18 protein-coding genes are annotated in these 16,257 nt (G+C 69.1%); 14 read left to right on the forward strand and 4 right to left on the reverse strand.

Annotated elements, in window-relative coordinates:
• Positions 1 to 171: 171 nt before the first annotated feature.
• Positions 172 to 561, reverse strand: coding sequence for a hypothetical protein (locus ACM2XV_RS05605; RefSeq protein ID WP_487026224.1), 390 nt, complete (start codon positions 559 to 561; stop codon positions 172 to 174).
• Between the two features lie 84 nt (positions 562 to 645).
• On the opposite strand from ACM2XV_RS05605, the gene ACM2XV_RS05610 reads away from it, so the two are divergent.
• The 5 genes from ACM2XV_RS05610 to ACM2XV_RS05630 all read left to right on the forward strand — a co-directional run bounded on the left by ACM2XV_RS05610 (position 646) and on the right by ACM2XV_RS05630 (position 3,280).
• A complete protein-coding gene (locus tag ACM2XV_RS05610) occupies positions 646 to 1,194 on the forward strand; it encodes a GNAT family N-acetyltransferase (protein WP_487026225.1) in 549 nt (182 codons plus the stop codon).
• Positions 1,191 to 1,769 (forward strand): nitroreductase family protein, encoded by a 579-nt coding sequence (locus ACM2XV_RS05615; protein ID WP_487026226.1) that lies wholly within the window; start codon positions 1,191 to 1,193, stop codon positions 1,767 to 1,769. Before ACM2XV_RS05610 ends, ACM2XV_RS05615 begins: the two co-directional genes overlap by 4 nt.
• A gap of 42 nt (positions 1,770 to 1,811) precedes the next feature.
• Entirely contained in the window at positions 1,812 to 2,183 is a 372-nt protein-coding gene (trxA, locus tag ACM2XV_RS05620) for a thioredoxin (protein WP_344776829.1), read from the forward strand.
• Positions 2,184 to 2,192: 9 nt separating this feature from the next.
• A complete protein-coding gene (locus ACM2XV_RS05625) occupies positions 2,193 to 2,867 on the forward strand; it encodes an HAD family hydrolase (RefSeq protein ID WP_487026227.1) in 675 nt (224 codons plus the stop codon).
• Positions 2,868 to 2,929: 62 nt separating this feature from the next.
• A complete protein-coding gene (locus ACM2XV_RS05630; protein ID WP_344776825.1) occupies positions 2,930 to 3,280 on the forward strand; it encodes a hypothetical protein in 351 nt (116 codons plus the stop codon).
• A gap of 21 nt (positions 3,281 to 3,301) precedes the next feature.
• On the opposite strand, the gene ACM2XV_RS05635 is transcribed toward ACM2XV_RS05630, so the two are convergent.
• On the reverse strand, positions 3,302 to 3,685 hold the full coding sequence (locus ACM2XV_RS05635; RefSeq protein ID WP_487026228.1) for a response regulator transcription factor: 384 nt from the start codon (positions 3,683 to 3,685) through the stop codon (positions 3,302 to 3,304).
• A 109-nt stretch (positions 3,686 to 3,794) separates the two neighbouring features.
• Positions 3,795 to 4,430: a ScbR family autoregulator-binding transcription factor gene (locus ACM2XV_RS05640; protein WP_344776821.1), complete on the reverse strand. Its 636-nt coding sequence runs from the start codon at positions 4,428 to 4,430 to the stop codon at positions 3,795 to 3,797.
• Positions 4,431 to 4,491: 61 nt separating this feature from the next.
• Here ACM2XV_RS05640 and ACM2XV_RS05645 point away from each other — a divergent pair, with 61 nt between their 5' ends.
• The 9 genes from ACM2XV_RS05645 (at position 4,492) to ACM2XV_RS05685 (ending at position 15,733) form a co-directional block, all read left to right on the forward strand.
• Positions 4,492 to 5,295: a response regulator transcription factor gene (locus ACM2XV_RS05645; RefSeq protein ID WP_344776819.1), complete on the forward strand. Its 804-nt coding sequence runs from the start codon at positions 4,492 to 4,494 to the stop codon at positions 5,293 to 5,295.
• A 361-nt stretch (positions 5,296 to 5,656) separates the two neighbouring features.
• Positions 5,657 to 7,648 carry a sensor histidine kinase gene (locus ACM2XV_RS05650; RefSeq protein WP_487026229.1) on the forward strand — a complete coding sequence of 664 codons (1,992 nt, stop codon included), beginning with the start codon at positions 5,657 to 5,659 and terminating at the stop codon, positions 7,646 to 7,648.
• A 176-nt stretch (positions 7,649 to 7,824) separates the two neighbouring features.
• The gene (locus ACM2XV_RS05655; RefSeq protein WP_344776814.1) at positions 7,825 to 8,742 is read left to right on the forward strand and encodes an AfsA-related hotdog domain-containing protein; all 918 of its coding nucleotides are present in this window, start codon (positions 7,825 to 7,827) and stop codon (positions 8,740 to 8,742) included.
• A gap of 325 nt (positions 8,743 to 9,067) precedes the next feature.
• Positions 9,068 to 10,105: a LacI family DNA-binding transcriptional regulator gene (locus tag ACM2XV_RS05660; protein WP_487026230.1), complete on the forward strand. Its 1,038-nt coding sequence runs from the start codon at positions 9,068 to 9,070 to the stop codon at positions 10,103 to 10,105.
• A gap of 127 nt (positions 10,106 to 10,232) precedes the next feature.
• Positions 10,233 to 11,576 (forward strand): ABC transporter substrate-binding protein, encoded by a 1,344-nt coding sequence (locus ACM2XV_RS05665; RefSeq protein ID WP_487026231.1) that lies wholly within the window; start codon positions 10,233 to 10,235, stop codon positions 11,574 to 11,576.
• 197 nt (positions 11,577 to 11,773) lie between these two features.
• Positions 11,774 to 12,631, forward strand: coding sequence for a carbohydrate ABC transporter permease (locus ACM2XV_RS05670; protein WP_425553449.1), 858 nt, complete (start codon positions 11,774 to 11,776; stop codon positions 12,629 to 12,631).
• Positions 12,628 to 13,491, forward strand: a complete 864-nt coding sequence (locus ACM2XV_RS05675; protein WP_487026232.1) for a carbohydrate ABC transporter permease — start codon at positions 12,628 to 12,630, stop codon at positions 13,489 to 13,491. The genes ACM2XV_RS05670 and ACM2XV_RS05675 overlap by 4 nt, the downstream gene beginning before the upstream one ends.
• Before the next feature lie 40 nt (positions 13,492 to 13,531).
• Positions 13,532 to 14,629: a glycoside hydrolase family 172 protein gene (locus ACM2XV_RS05680; RefSeq protein WP_344776804.1), complete on the forward strand. Its 1,098-nt coding sequence runs from the start codon at positions 13,532 to 13,534 to the stop codon at positions 14,627 to 14,629.
• A gap of 69 nt (positions 14,630 to 14,698) precedes the next feature.
• Positions 14,699 to 15,733, forward strand: coding sequence for a hypothetical protein (locus ACM2XV_RS05685; protein WP_487026233.1), 1,035 nt, complete (start codon positions 14,699 to 14,701; stop codon positions 15,731 to 15,733).
• A 258-nt stretch (positions 15,734 to 15,991) separates the two neighbouring features.
• On the opposite strand, the gene ACM2XV_RS05690 is transcribed toward ACM2XV_RS05685, so the two are convergent.
• On the reverse strand, positions 15,992 to 16,257 hold a 266-nt coding region (locus ACM2XV_RS05690; RefSeq protein ID WP_487026234.1), incomplete at its 5' end, for a response regulator transcription factor.

The following is a 16,257-nucleotide window of genomic DNA, read 5'->3' on the forward strand; positions in this document are numbered from 1 at the left end:
GGCCGCTCGTCGAGCGTCTCATCGGCCGGCTCTGCGTCGACGTGCTTGCCGACGTGGTCGCCCGGCTCCGGTGTGTTGCGCTGATAGGTGTCGCTCATGGTTCGCTCCTCCCGCACTGACGGGTGATGTGCGCCAAGCGATACCCGGAAGCGGCGGCCTCCAAACGGCGCGCTATGCCGAGAGCATGGTGGCCGCGGGCATCCGGATGCCGGTCGCGGCCTCCCAGCCGCCGGCCGCGATGTTGTAGTCCACAAGGAACTCGAGCGCGCTGCGCGCCGCCGAATCGGCGAGCACCAGCAGGGCCTCGCGCGTGCGGCCCTCGGCGAGGTCAGCGGCCTCGCGCGCCGAGACGGCCATGTCGAAGTCGGGATCGCGCAGGCGGTCGCGGTGGAAGGTGTGGTCGTCCACCGCGCGGGCGAGCCGGTGGAGGGCATCGCGGTCGGCCACGCACGGCGCCTGCTTCTGCGCGGTGCCGGCGCTCGCCGGAAGCTCTGCGATCGCGGCGAGGGTGACCGCTGCGGCCACCACGCCGCCCAGGAGGAATCCTCGCGTGTACAACATGTATTTATGTTATGCGCGTGCCCGTGCTGCTCCCTGGGAAGACGCCGAGCGCGGCATCCGCCCGCGGCTCCCTAGGCTTGCCCCGTGCCCGTCGAAATCTCCCAGGCCACCGCTGCCGACGCCGAGCGCGTCGCCGAGCTGGCCGCCCGCACCTTCCCGCTCGCCTGCCCGCCGAGCTCCCCCGAGGCCGAGATCAACGCCTTCATCGCCCAGCACCTGAGCGCTGCACGGTTCGCCGAGTACGCAGCGGATGCCGACCGGCTCGTGCTCCTCGCCGACGACGGCGCGGGCCTCGCCGGCTACGCGATGCTCGTCTTCGGCGAGCCGCACGACCCGCAGGTTGCGGCGCAGCTCACCGCGTGGCCCACCGCCGAGCTGAGCAAGATCTACGTCGCCCCCGAGCATCACGGGTCGGGCGTCGCGGCCGCGCTGATGGCAGCCGCCGTCGACGCGGCGGCGAACCGCGGTGCGGCGGGCCTCTGGCTCGGCACCAACCAAGAGAACGTGCGGGCGCAGCGCTTCTATGCGAAGAGCGGCTTCGTGGGCGTCGGCGTCAAGCGCTTCCGCCTGGGCGAGCGGTGGGAGGACGACTTCGTCTTCGAGCGCGTTCTCGCGCAGGTGGCACAGCGATGACCGGCGCGCGCGCATCCGTCTACGAGGCCGTTCTGGCGCGGCGCTCCTACTCCAAAGTGACGGAAGAGGCGCCCACGACGGCCGAGGTCGAGCGCCTGCTCGAGGCGGCCGCGACCGCCGCCGATCACGCAGGTCTCGCACCGTGGCGGGTGATCGAACTGCGCGGCCGGGCGCGCGAGCGGCTGGGCGACGCGCTCGCGCTGGCGGCGGCGAACGCCGGGGCGGATGCCGACGCTGCGGCATCCCAGCGGAGCAAGCCTCTGCGCGCCGAGCTGCTGCTCGCCGTCGTCGTGAGCTACCGCGAGAGTCACAAGGTCGAGCGGTGGGAACAGGAGGCGGCCGCCGCGGGCGTCGCTCACCTGCTCACCCTGCTGCTCGACGACGCCGGCTGGGGTGCGATGTGGCGCAGCGGCCCGCACACCCGCACGCGCGAGGTCGCCGCCGTGCACGGTCTCGGCGCCGACGAGGCCCTGCTGGGGTGGATCTACGTCGGCGGCATCCCCGGCGGGGCCCGCCGCGAGCGCCACGCCACGGTCGATCTCGCCGAGCGCCACACGGTGCTGGCAGCCGACTGAACGGATGCCCCACGGTGTGCACATTCCAGGGAGGATGGACCCATGGCCACTGTTGAACTGACCAAGGACACCTTCGAGCAGACCGTGCTCGGCGACGGCATCGTCGTCGTCGACGTCTGGGCCGACTGGTGCGGCCCCTGCAAGATGTTCGCCCCGATCTTCGACCAGAGCTCCGAGGAGAACACCGACATCGTCTACGGCAAGCTCGACAGCGACGCAGAGCCCGAGCTCTCCGGTGCACTCGGCATCCAGGCCATCCCGACCCTCATGGTCTTCCGCGACGGCATCGGCCTCTTCCAGCAGGCCGGCGCGCTGCCCAAGCCGGCGCTCGACGACATCATCGCGCAGGCGCGCGCTCTCGACATGGATCAGGTGCGCGCCCAGCTGGCCGCGCAGGAGCAGGGCGACCAGTAGCCTTCGAGGGTGACTGCCCCCGGTGCCGCGTTCTTCGACGTCGACGAGACCCTGGTCTCGGTGCGCACGCTCGAGTCGTTCCTGCTGTTCTACCTGAAGCGCGTGCCCGAGATGGTGTCGCCTGCGCGGCTGCGGGAACTCGCCGAGCTCGTCGTGACCCTCGAGCGCAGCGAGTTCAACCGGGTGTACTACGGCATCTGGGCGGGCCAGCCCGTCGAGCAGGTGCTCGCGGCCGGGCGCGACTGGTACGTCGAGACCTCGGCGCAGCCCGGCTTCTACCGCCCGAACGTGCTGGCGAAGCTGCGCGAGCACCAGGCAGCGGGCGCGCGCGTCGTGCTGGTCTCGGGGTCGTTCCCGCCGCCGCTCGCGCCGATCGCCGCCGCGGTCGGCGCCGACGCGGTGTACTGCACCGAGCTCGAGGTGGGGGCCGACGGCCGCTACACGGGCGTGATCAGTGCGGCGATGATCGGCGACGACAAGCGCACGGTCGTCGACGCGTACCTCGCCGGACTCGGTCCGGCTGCGCCGAGCTGGGGCTACGGCGACCACTCGAGCGATCTGCCCCTGCTCGAGCGCGTCTCGAGCCCCGTCGTCGTCGGCTCGGACCCGGCGATGCTCGAGCTCGCGGGCGAGCGCGGCTGGCCCGTGCTGCCGATCGAGCAGCCGCTCGCGCCGCGCGCGTGAAAGGCGTCGCGCCACGCTAGCGTTATGAGCACGCCCTCTCTCCCTACCCGAAGGAGAATCGCATGCCTTCCATCGCCGCCGCCCTGCACGATCTGCTCGGCAGCAACGATCTGACCGTCGAGCAGGCCGTCGCGCGCCACGTCACCGACGACTACCGCCAGAGCACCGATGGCGTGTGGATCGATCGCGCCGCCTACGTGCAGCAGATCGCTCAGCTGCGCGGATTCATCGAGCGGATCGCCGTCGAGGTGAAGGGTGAGCTGACCGAGGGCTCGCACTACGCCGAGCGCCACATCATCACGGTCACGCGGCGAGACGGCGGCACCGCCGCCCAAGAGGTCTTCCTGTTCGGCGAGGTCGCGGCCGACGGCCGGTTCGCCCAGCTCGAGGAGCTGACGCGCCAGCTGCCGTAAGGGCCCGAAGGCGCAGTGCCGTCAGGCGCGACGCAGCTCGCGCAGCTGCGTGTCGATCAGCTCGCGCAGCTCGCGAGGTCGGAACGGCTTCGGCATGTAGACGTCTGCGCCGGCGCGGATGCTCTCGGACTCGTCGGCATCCGCGACGTGCGCGCTCAGCACGACGACGAACGCTCCGCTGATCTGGCGGATGCGGCGAGTCGTCTCGAAGCCGTCGATCCCAGGCATCCGGATGTCGACGGTGATGATGACGGGGTCGTGCGCGCACACCGCGGCGACGCCGTCGAGGCCGTTGTCCGCCTCGATGACGTGCAAGCCCGCGTGCTGCAGCACAGCGCTGATCAGCGACCGAATGCCTTCGTCGTCCTCGATGACGACAGCGCTCGGAGGTGCATGCCGGTCCATCGGCTCCATTCCTCGCCCCCACCCTTGTGGGTCTCACCCTAGACGCCCGTCTGGCGGGGTGCAAAAGCGCCGATCTCCCCAAAGCGCGGGGTGCGGGCCGGGCCGGCGGTCAGCGCGCCGCGGCCTCGGCGCTGAGTCGTGCGACCAGCTCGGGGCCGTTCGTCACTCCCAGGCCGGGAAGCAGCATCAGCCAGTAGCGCTCGACGCGTTCGTGGATATCCTGCGCGAGGGTGATGCGGTGGGCGACCTCTTGAATGCCGATGAAGGCCTCCACCAGGACCTCGGCTGCGACATCCAGATCGACGTCGGCCCCGATCTGCCCCAGCTGGTGCGCCTCTTCGAGCATGGTGCGCGTCATCTTGATCCACCACTCGAAAGGCGGCGGCAGCTCGACGTCGTGGAGTCCGGCGTCGTGCTGCAGGCGCATTCCGGCGCGCACCAGAACGTCGTCACGGAAGCGGGCGGCGACGGCGAAGGAGAGGATGATCGTCGCGTCGAGGCCCGTGTAGCCGTCCTCGCGGATGGCCGCGTTCACCCCGTCCCACTGCAGGAAGTGGTACTGCGCGACCTCGTGGGCGAGCGCGCCCTTTGACGAGAAGTGGTAGCTCATCGCACCCTTGGTGCGGTTCAGGCGCGCGGCGATGCTCGAGAGGGACGCGGCTGCATAGCCGACCTCGTCGAACTCGGCGGCTGCGGCCCTGACGATCTCGTCCCGGCGGGCGGTGGCGCGCTCCTGTTGGGTCATCGTGCCCAGCCTAGGCGACACAAGGCCCGGTTCGGTGTTGCGCCATTGCTACGCTTCGGTCATGGGAGTGGCTGACGGCGAATGCGCTGTCGTCATCGAGGACGACGACGGCATCAGAGAGCTCATCCAGGCCGTGCTCGAGCAGATCGGTCTGAGGGTGTTCGCTGCCTCGAGCGGGGTGGACGGCGTCGCGCGGGTCAGCGAGTGCCGCCCGGTGCTCGTCACGATCGACGTCAACATGCCGGGGATCGACGGGTTCGAGACGGCGAAGCGCATCAGAGAGATCAGCGCGGCCTACATCATCATGCTGACGGCGCGAGACGAAGAGATCGATGCGCTGCAGGGGCTCAGCTCGGGCGCCGACGACTACGTCCTGAAGCCGTTCCGCCCGCGCGAGCTGCGTGCGCGCGCCGAGGCGATGCTGCGCCGGCCGCGTGTTCTCGAGCACCGTCAGCCGGGTGAGGGGGATGCCCCGGGCCAGACCCCCGCGGCGGCGGGCGCCCCCGCCGAGGCGACTGCGACGACGCCGAATCGCACGCTCCTGTCGCACAACGGCGTCGTGCTCGACCCCAGCGAGCGCACCGTGAAGCGCGACGGCCGCGAGTTCGACCTCACCTTCAGCGAGTTCGAGCTGCTGCAGGCGCTGCTGCGCTCTGGCCGCACGGTGCGCAGCAAGGACGACCTCGCGCGGCTCCTGCGCGGCGACGACTACGTCGTCAATCCCTATGTCGGCGAGGCGGATCGACGCGGCGTCGAGGTGCACATCGGCAACCTCCGGAAGAAGCTCGCCGACAACGCGGCTTCGCCCTATCTCATCGAGACGGTGCGCGGCGTCGGCTATCGCCTGGCGGCACCGCGGGACTGACTTCGGGGCCAAAAGGTGCGAAAACCCCCTGTTCTCGGGGTGTGCGCGGGGCAATACCGGGCCTGCAGCGTGTGGAACAGCGTGCTGCGGCCAGGTAGCCTTGTTTCCGTCACACGGCACCGACCTGCGACGTGACTCGCCAGGGGTCCCGTGTGCCGAGAGTCCGCATTCGGGTTGAGGGCTTCTCGGAAATAGGGGGGAGGGGCGCCTTCAATCGGGTTGGAGGCGCCCCACACTCATATGCCGAGGATGGGGGGCTTGCCGCCGCGGGCAAGCAACTTCAGTCTGAAACCGGCGGTCACCGATTCGGCGCGGGGAAGCCTCAAGAGTTGCTCAGGTCGTCCGAAAGAGGAGGCACCGCATGGCGAAGTCATCCAGTCCCGTCACGGTCCTCGCCGCGACCGACGCCTGCGCGGACGCCGCGCGGGCTGCGCTGAGCGCGGCGGGCGTCGCGCCCGAGCGCGCGATCGTCGAGCTCGGTGAGAAGCCCCACGAGCGCGGCCCGGCGATCTTCGTCGTCGAGGCGGCCGCAGACGTGCCGACCGACGCGGTCGCCGGGGTAGACCGCGACTACGTGCTTCTCGACCGTGTCGCCGACGAGCTCGCCCTGCGGGTCGAGCTGCTGCGCAAGCGCAGCTCACGGCGGCGCACCCGGCGAGACGGCGCGGAGAGCCTGCGCGCCAGCATCATGCGGCTGACCTGGGCCGTGCACTCCGCCGAGACGCTCGACGAGCTCGCGCGCATCGCCACCACCGGCCTGCGCGAGGTGTTCGGCGCGCGCGAGGTGGTGCTCGTGATCCCGGCCGGCCCCGATGAGCACGATGAGCCGATTCCGAGCGTGACCTGGAGTGCGCGTGACGGGCGGATGCCGCATCTCGGCGACCTCGTCGCACCGCTGCTGCCCCCGGGGCGCAAGGAGCGCGGTGACCGCTGGGCCACTGCGCCGCTCACGAGCGACGCCCGCATCGCCAGCATGCCGCCGGACCGGCACCCCGAGCTGCTGGTCTGGCTCTACGGCGAGAGCGAGCAGCCCGGCCCCGTGAGCGTCGTCCCGGTCGACTGCGACGACGCCGTGACGGGCGCGCTCGTCGTGGCCGACCCGGCGACCACGTCGCGCCGGACGGCGTTCGAGCGCTCGTTGCTCGCATATCTCGGCGTGCAGGTCGGCCGTGCCGCGTCCGAGCTCTGGTTGCGCGACCGTGAGCTCTCCGCGCGTGAGCGCCTCGCCGAGACGACCAGCGAGCTGCAGCGACTGCTCGACGAGATGGACGAGCTGGGAGTCGTCATCCGCTCGATCGCGGACGCCGTGAACGTCGGAGTCCTGTTCTACGACGTCGACAACCAGCCGAAGCTGCACAACCGCACGGTGTCCGACTTCCTCGCGCTCACCGGCTTTGATCCGGCCACCGGCCTCAGCAAGCACGTGTACGCCTCCGACCGGCGCACCCGCGTCAAGCAGGACAAGAACATCATCTCCGAGACGATCGAGGGCGATCAGCGCGGGCTCATCTACTGGATCGGCGACCCGGAGGGCGAGCAGCGCGCGATCGTGACCGAGGCGCACAGCATCTCGCGCCCCGGCGGCGAACGACTCGGCTCGGCGGTCGTGACCTACGACGTCACCGACCTCGCGAATGCGATCGAGATCCGCGAGGAGTACCTCGCCACCGTCTCGCACGAGCTGCGCACGCCGCTGACCTCGATCGTCGGCTACCTCGACCTCATCGACGACGGCTACGACGTCGACGCGCTCGGCTTCGGCAAGGAGTTCCGCACCATCCAGCGCAGCGCCGAGCAGATGCTCGCGCTCATCCGCGACCTGCTGAGCACGAGCACGCACGACCTGGCGCTGCGGATCGAGCCGACGGATGTCTCGGCTCTGCTCGCCCAGTCGGTGTCGACGTTCCGCCCCACGCTCGCGGCGTCGCGTCAGCGTCTCGAGCTCAACACGCCGAGCGGCACCGTGCTCGCCCACGTCGACGGCGGCCGGGTGAGGCAGGTCGTCGACAACCTCATCTCGAACGCGGTCAAGTACTCACCCGAGAGCGGGGTCATCACGGTCACGCTCGAGCGGGACGAGGAATCCGTGGTCATCGCGGTCGCCGACCGCGGTCGCGGCATCAGCAAGACCGATCAGATCCGCCTGTTCGACCGTTTCTTCCGCACGCGCGAGGCGCGCGAGGCCGCGATCCAGGGCGTGGGCATCGGGCTCACCATCGTCAAGACGATCGTCGACGCCCATGGCGGCACGATCACCGTGTCGAGCGAGCCGGGCAAGGGGTCGACGTTCACGGTCAGACTCCCACTGCGGCCCGACGCCACGCCCCTTGCCACACTGCCGATGCAACCCTGATTGGGGTGGTTGTGATCGTGGCTGAACCCGTGACCTGAGACTCGGCTCATGATTACTGTTGAAACACCTCGCCGACCGAACCCGAAACGGTCACATGGTCGCGCAGCCCGCCTTCCCAGCCACGCTGCGCTCGATGCCACTTGCGAGCCGGTTTTTCCCAGCTGAAGGTTCGTGACTTGGTTCTCATCGATCGAAGTGCCGCACATCGCTCCACACGGTCCGAGTCGCTCGTCTGGGCCATCGAAGCCGTCTCCGAGCAGACGTGGCGCGCTGACGTCGAGATCCCGCGCAGCCACTGGCTGTGCCACCCGACCCCGGGTCGCGTCCCGGTGACACTGCTCGCCGAGGCGTTCCGGCAGGCCGGCCTCGCCATCTGCGTCGCGGGGCTCGGCATGGGGCAGTCGGTGCACTTCATCGTCTCGAGCATGACGGTGCGCGTCGAGCCGGAGTCTCTGCGGTTCCCGCGCTTCGGTGCGCTCGAGGGCACCCTCGAGGTCGACTTCGCGCGCGTGCAGTACCGGAAGGGAGTGCCGCACGTGCTCGACGTCGACTATCGCCTGCCAGGCATCGCCTCGGGCACGGTGAGCGCGCGCGTCCTGGTCGACAGCGACTATCGGGCCATCCGGCGCAACGCCGTCGCGCTCGACGATGTCGTCCGCGAGTTCCACGGCGACCTCATCGAGCAGGTGCGCCGTGACGAGGGCCGGCTGATCGCCCGCCTCGGAATCGACGAATCCGACCCGTTCTTCTTCGACCACCCCGTCGACCATCTGCCGGGCATGCTGCTGCTGCACTCGGCGGCCGTTGTGCACGAGCGCGAGCACGGCACCCCGCCGCGCTTCCTCACCGTCTCGTTCCCGGCATTCGGCGAGCTGCGCTCCGAGACGCTGATCGATGCGGTCGTCACACCCACGGGCGTCGACGCCGCCTTCATGCAGGGCAGCCGGCTGATCGCATCGGCCGTCACGGATTCCGACGCCGCGGCGTTCCCCGAAACGAAAGAACCGGGCCCGGCCGCTTCGAAGATCTCGATTGCGGACGGGCCCGGTGCCGACCCGGGACGTTCCGACCAACATCCCGTGCCGGGGCCGTGATTCCATTCGGGTTGGACACGCGCCTCTTCAGGGTTGAGGGCTGATCGCGTTGCAGGCGCGACCAGAACCCATCTTGCCGAGCGACCCGGGTGGGGCACCGCGGGAGAACCTCAAGATCGGCTCAAGTTTGCCGCAGCCGCCTATCGCGGCCGGTCGTGCGGGGCGCGGCGCGCCTCTCCGCGGCCGATCGGCGCGTCCGTGCGCCGGGATTTTGCGCGTTCATAACGGCTGAATAACGCACTTTTGCGTCAACGCGATTGACGCTCTTAGCGTGGCGTCAATCGATTGAAGTCAAACGATTGACGGTTGGGCAAAGGAGCGCAGGATGCTGACGATGAGAGACATCGCCGCGCACGTCGGCGTCTCCGTCTCCAGCGTCAGCCTCGTGCTCAGCGGCCGTAGCGAAGGGCGCGTCAACGCGCGGGTCGCAGACCGCATCAAGGCCGTCGCCGACGAGCTCGGCTACGTGCCCAATCAGCTGGCGCGCTCGCTGAAGACGAAGCAGAGCCGCACCATCGGGGTCGTCTCAGACCGGGTGGCGACCGTCCCGTTCTCGGCGCACATGCTCGCCGGCGCGCAGCAGGCCGCGTGGGAGGCCGGCTTCATGCTGATGCTGATCGACACCTACGGGAACGACGAGGTGCAGACGCCCGCGGTTCAGTCCCTGCTGCAGCGGAATATCGAGGCGCTCGTCGTCGCGACGAACTTCCACAAGGTGGTCGAGCTGCCGCTCGTGCCGCCGACCATGCCGGTTGTCGTCCTCGACGGGCGGCCGAGCAGCCCGGATGCCCACGCGACCGTCGACTACGTCGTCCCCGACGAGGAGCTCGGCGCATACACGTCTACTCGCATGCTCATCGATGCCGGGCATACCCGCATCGGATTCTGCAACGTGCGCGCGTACCCGATCGCCTCTCAGCTTCGCGAGCGCGGCTATGAGCGGGCGCTCGAAGATGCAGGCATCCCACGCGATCCGTCGCTCACGGTCGTCGCCGAGGACGCGGCAACGCACTTCGCGGTCGAGCCCGCCCGGCGGCTGCTCGACCGGCCCGACCGGCCCACGGCCGTCTTCGCCTTCAGCGACCAGACGGCCATGGCGTTCTACCACGTCGCTCGGCACCTCGGCCTCGACATCCCCCATGCGCTCTCGATCGCCGGCTTCGACAACCAGGAGTTCGTCGCCGACGCCCTCGATCCCGGCCTCAGCACGGTGCAGCTGCCTCACCGCGAGATGGGCGAGTGGGCGATACGCCGCGCCGTCGGCCGCCTCGACGGGTCGCTCGACGGCGCCGAACGAGAGGGCTATCTGATGCCGTGCGCCCCGATCGTGCGGCAATCGATCGGACCGCCGCCGACCGACTGAGCTCATGCGGCGCCCGCGCCGCCACCTCTTCACGCCGCCGACTTCGCGTCTGCGGTGGCGCGAGCATGCCCGCGCGCCCGAATCCTCACCTCTTCACCCCCCCCCCCCGATGCAAAGGAGCAACGCAATGACAACGATCCGAACCGCGCGAAGCCCGCGCGGACGAACCCGCGCACGGCTCGCCGCCGTGGCGGCCGTGGTGGCGGTCGCCGCGGCCGCGCTGACCGGCTGCAGCAGCGCCTCAGGCGACGACGCAGGCAAGACCTTCACGATCCTGCAGTACGAGGACCCCAAGACCGCGCAGGGTCAGGGGTGGCAGCTCGCGCTCGAGATCTTCAAGAAGAAGCATCCCGACGTCAAAGTCGACTTCCAGACGACGAGCTTCGACGCGATGCGCAAGAACGCGAAGCTGACGCTCGGCGGCAACAAGGTGCCCGACGTCGTCGAGTTCAACAAGGGCAATGCGGACGGCGGCCAGCTGGCCAGCCAGGGGCTGCTCGAGCCGCTGAACGACGCGGTGAAGAAGTACGGCTGGGACAAGAAGGTGACCGGCAGCATGCAGTCGTTCGCCAAGTACGACGAACAGGGCAAGGCCGGCTCGGGCGACTGGTACGGAATCCCGAACTTCGGCGAGTACGTGACCTTCTACTACAACAAGGACCTCTTCGAGAAGGCGGGGATCACGGCCGCGCCGACGACGATGGCGGAGTTCGTGAGCGCGATGCAGAAGCTCAAGGATGCCGGCATCACGCCGGTGTCCTCGTCCGCCTCGACGAACCAGGGCTTCAATCAGATGTGGGTCTGGTACTCGCTCGTCTCGGCCTATGCGAGCCGTGAGCAGATCGACGACTTCATGTTCCTGAAGGGCAAGGTCGATTTCTCGGCCGACCCGTGGAAGAAGGCCACAGAGCAGTTCCAGAACTGGATCGACAAGGGGTATCTCGGCACCGATCTCGCCGGGCTCACCTATGAGCAGGCCAACGTCAACTTCCTGAGCGGCAAGACCGGAATGCTCATCTGGAACAACGGCGTGTTCCCCCGGGTCAAGGACCAGCACGACTTCTCGTGGGGCTACTTCACGCTGCCCGGCGCGAAGATGTCGATGGGGTCGTCGGGTCACCTGTGGGGTGTGCCGGCGAAGGCGCCGAACAAAGAGCTGGCGTACGACTGGATCAACACGACCCTGAGCCCCGAGGTCCAGAACAAGATCGGCGAGCTCGGCGGCCTGCCGCTCGCCGGTGACTCGTCCACGATCACCGACCCGGTGACGCGGGCGTACACGCAGCGGTTCGACCAGATCGTCGCGGCCGACACGCTCTCGTTCTATCCCGACTACCCCGTCCCCGGCTTCCTCGACTTCATCCAGTCGAACATGGCCGCCATGTCGAACAAGAACGAGACGGCGGCGCAATACCTCGCCAAGCTGCAGAAGTTCTACGACGACGGCAAGAAGGCGACCGACGAGGGCTGACGCCACGGTGCGGAAGCCGCCGCGCGCGGCTTCCGCACCTCAGCCGACAGGACGGATCGGAAGGCCAGGCAGTGAGTAGAGCAGCAGTGACAACCCCGGAATCGGCGCTGGTCGCCGACCATCTTGCAGCCAGAGAGCGACGCCGCTCGCGCAGCCGGCGCACCGCGCGCGCGGGCTACTGGCTGTATCTCGTTCCGATGATCGCGGGGACCCTTGCGATCGTCTTGATCCCCTTCGCGATGAACGTGTACATCAGCCTGTTCCGCTGGAAGGGCGGGATGGCTCCGATGCGCTGGAACGGTCTGCAGAACTATGTGGATCTCTTCGGCGATGAGCTCTTCTGGCTCGCGTTCAAGAACACGATCTTCATGATCCTCGGCATCGTCGTGGTGCCGACGGTGATCGGGCTTCTGCTGGCGGCGATGCTCTTCGACTACATCGGTCGGGAGTTCGGTGCCAGAGCGGCCGCCTTCCTGCGGGCCACCTATTACCTGCCCCAGATCCTTCCGATCGCCGTGGCCGGTTTCATCTGGAGCTGGGTTCTCGCGACCCAGGACGGCCTGCTCAACGGAGTCATCGAGGCGCTCGGCGTCCGGCAGCCGCCGGACTGGCTCGGCGACCCCGATATCGCCATCTACGCCGTCGTGCTGATGCTGATCTGGCTGCAGATCGGCTACCCGGTCGTGATCTTCATGGCGGCCCTGCAGCGGGTCGACCCCGAGCTGCACGAGGCCGCGGCGCTCGACGGCGCGGGGTGGTGGCGGCGATTCGCGGCGATCACCATTCCGCAGATCCGGCCAGAGGTCTTCGTCGTGGTGATCACCGCCACGGTCGGTGCGCTCAAGGTGTTCGCGCCCGTGCTCATCCTCACCGGCGGTGGCCCGGAGGGGTCGACCGTGGTGCCGTCCTATTACTCGTACCGCAACTTCTTCGAGCTCTCGAAGGTCGGTTACGGGTCGGCGATCGCCACCGCCATGTCCATCGTCATCTTCCTCGTCGCCGGCGTCATGCTCTGGCTGCAGCGACGGGATGGAAGAGAGGAAACCGCAGCATGACAGCATCCACCGCACTCATGCCCGCTGCCCGCGCGCGTCGATCGCGCCCCCTGCGCTGGCTCGTTCTCGCGCTCGCGATCCTGATCGCACTGGTCATGCTCTCGCCGCTCGTCCTGCTGGTGCTCAACGCCTTCAAGACGGGGACGGACTATTCCACTCACGGCCCGCTCGCGCTGCCGACGTCGTGGAGCCTGCAGTCGTTCCGGGACTATCTCGATCGCGTCGACTTCCTGCGCGCCCTGTGGAACTCGGTCGTCATCGCGGGGCTCGTCGCGGTGTTCGGCAGCCTCGTGTCGCTGCTGAGCGCTTACGCGATCGGCGTCGGACGGATCCGGGGCGGAACGGCGATGCTCGCCGTCTTCCTCCTTGCGACGATGCTTCCGCAGGAAGCTCTGATCTACCCGCTCTTCTACGGCGCCCAGGCGACCGGGCTGTTCAACTCCGTGTGGAGCGTGATCATCGTCTTCACGGTTCTGCAGGCGGCGTTCGGCACGTATCTGCTGTCGAGCGTGATGTCGACGCTGCCACCGTCGCTTCTCGAGGCCGCGGCCCTCGACGGTGCCGGGCGGTGGCGCATCCTGTGGTCCGTCGTCTACCCCGTGATGCGGCCGACGCTGTCGGTGCTGATGGTGTTCTTCTTCGTCTGGACCTGGAACGAGTTCTACATCCCGCTCATCCTGCTGTCGGACCAGTCCGTTCAGACGATCCCCATCGCCTTGGCCACCCTGCAGGGGCAGAACTCGATCGACGTGACCTCGCTCAACGCGGGCTCGCTGCTGTCGCTGCTGCCGACGCTCGTCTTCTTCATCATCTTCCAGCGCACCCTGAGTCGCGGCGTGACCGTCGGCTCAGTGAAATAGCGCGCCTCTCACCACCCATTCGCCGACCTCGAGGAGAACCTTGCTTTCCCATCTGTCCGACCTGCGCGCGCCCGCGGGCGTGAGCTCCCGCTCGATCAACGCCGAGAACCTGACCGGGGAACCCGGTAAGGCCGCCGCCGCGAGCTCCCATCTCGGTGCCGGGCGAAAAGGCAGCGCGTATCTGCCCCTTCCCGCCGGCGGGGAGCTCACGCTGGCCGACATCGAGGGGCCGGGCGTGGTGCGCCACATCTGGATCACAGTTCCCGATCGGACCGACGGCGGCCCGTTCGTGCTGCGCGATCTGGTGCTGCGGATGTATTGGGACGACGAGACCGTTCCATCGGTGGAGGCACCGCTCGGCGACTTCTTCTGCAACGGGTTCGGCACTCGGGCTCTGGTGACGTCCGAGCCCATCGTCGTGGCGCCCACGGGGGGCATGAACTCGTACATCCCGATGCCGTTCCGGCGCCGCGCCCGCATCGTGCTGAGCAGTGAGCACGCCGCCGATGTGGACCACGTGTTCTTCCAGGTCGACTACACGGTCGGCGACGACGTGCCTGAGGGCACGGCGTACTTCCACGCGCAGTGGCGCCGCTCGAACGCGACGACCCGGCTCGGCGAAGACCACGTGATCCTCGACGGCGTCGAGGGAAGCGGCCGCTACCTCGGCACCTACATCGGTCTCGCGTCTCTCTCGCGATATTGGTGGGGCGAGGGCGAGGTCAAGTTCTTCCTCGACGGCGACACCGAGCTGCCGACGCTGTGCAGCACGGGCCTGGAGGACTACGCCGGGGGAGCGTGGGCGTTCCAGGACGAGCTGCGCCACGACCCGGAGCCGGTGCCGATCACGTTCAGCGCCCCCTATTGCGGCTACCCGTTCTTCAGCGACCGCGATGACACCCGCGCCGGCACGTTCATCCAGTCGACCGCGCCCATGCACGCCGTCTATCGCTGGCACCTTCCGGACCCGATCTGGTTCGAGCGGGAGCTTCGGGTCACGGTTCAGCAGATCGGCGTGTGGGACAAGGGCCTCTTCGAGCGCTCCGACGACATCTTCTCGGTCGCCTACTGGTACCAGACGGAGCCGCACACCGCGTTCCCGGCGCTGGCCGACGTGCAGGGGCGCACGCCCCGCTGAGCGGCCGAGCCGCGCACCTTCCGTGAGGTGCGGGGGCCGATGCCGCGCGGGGCGCACTAGTCTGCGGCCATGACCAGCGAAGCCGCGAGCGGCCGCCCCCGCGCGGTGCGGTGGGCGGTGCGCATCGGGCTGCTGGTGCTCGCGGCGCTCGTCGTCATCGCGGTGGTCCGCACGATGCACGACCTGAACCTCGGGTCGATCGTGGCGGCGCTCGGTCGGCTGCGCTGGTGGGAGATCGCCGCGCTCATCGCTGCGCTCGTCGTGCGGCAGCTGCTCAGCGCGGTGCCGCTGACCATCTACATCCCCGGCGTCTCCCTCGGGCGCGCCGTCGTCACCGACCTCACGGCATTGACGACCGCCGCGTTCGCGTCCGCCCCGGGGAAGATCGCGGCGCGCGTTGCGATCTTCAGCTCCGGCGGCACGCCGACGGGCCTGGCGCTCGCCGGCTCGGTGCTGAACACGCTGACGATGTTCGTGGCCCGGTTCGGCGTTCCGCTCTTCGGGTTCCTGCTTGTCGCCATCACCGGGGCATACCGCCCCCTGCAGCTCGTCGACCTCGTGAGCCTGGTGTTCGCGGCGGCGCTCGTGGTCGGCATGCTGATGGTGGCGAGCGCCCGACCCACCGCTGTCCGGCTCGGCGGGTGGGCGGGCAGGCTCGCGCAGCGCTTCCGGGCTCGCGTCGACCCCACCCGATGGGCGGAATCCTTCGGCCGGTTCCAGCAGGACATGGCCGGCGACCTGCCGCGACGTCTACCGCGCGCAGCCGGAGTGCTGGCGGTCATGCTGCTGTCGGAGCTCGCGCTGCTGCTGCTCGCGTTCCGCTTCGTCGGAGTCGCACCGTCGGACGCGAGCACGCTCGCGATCGCGACCATCTTCTTCTTCGCCTATCCGCTCACGATGTTCCCGCTGCAAGGCGCCGGGGTCGTCGACGTCGCGATCCTGCTGAGCCTGTTCGGCACCGGCGGCGGCAGCGCCGTCGACGCGGCGACCGCCGGCCTGCTGATCTGGCGCGCGCTCACGGTCGTGGGCCCGTATGCCCTGGCGGGGGTCGCCGCCGGAATCTGGCGCGCCGTCACCCGAGGGAGGCGGCGGCCCTCACGCTGACGGGGGAAGCCCGGCGGCTGGCGCAGGGTCAAATAGAGGGTTAAATCGGCCGGCGGCGAGCGATGGGTAGACAACCCGGTCTATAGCGTTGTCGGTGGTAGCGATCCCGCCCGACGGATCCCGAACCGGTGCCGAGGCACCGAGGCGTCGTCCGGGCTGAGCGCCACTGCGTGCCGTCGCGGGCGCGCCCGCTCCCTCAACCCCACCCGATCGAAGGGCCCGCCCGCGACGTCCGCAATTCTGCGAGCGGCGGCAGCCTCAGCTGTTGTCGAGAAGCCGGTGCTCGTGGGCCAGCGCGAGGGCCCTGTCGCGCGAGCTCGCGCCGAGCTTCAGGTACAGCGTGCGCAGCTGGCTCTTGATCGTGTTCTGGCTGAGGAAGCTCGCATCGGCCATCTCGCGAACGGTGCGGCCGTCGGCGAGCTGGCGGAGCACCTCTCGCTCGCGAGCCGTCAGGAAGATGACGTCGACGGACGCGGGGAAGACCTCGGGGATTCCTCTGATCTCTGCCTCGAGCCGCTCAGCCA

Source organism: Gryllotalpicola sp. CP2-P1 (genome assembly GCF_057512245.1).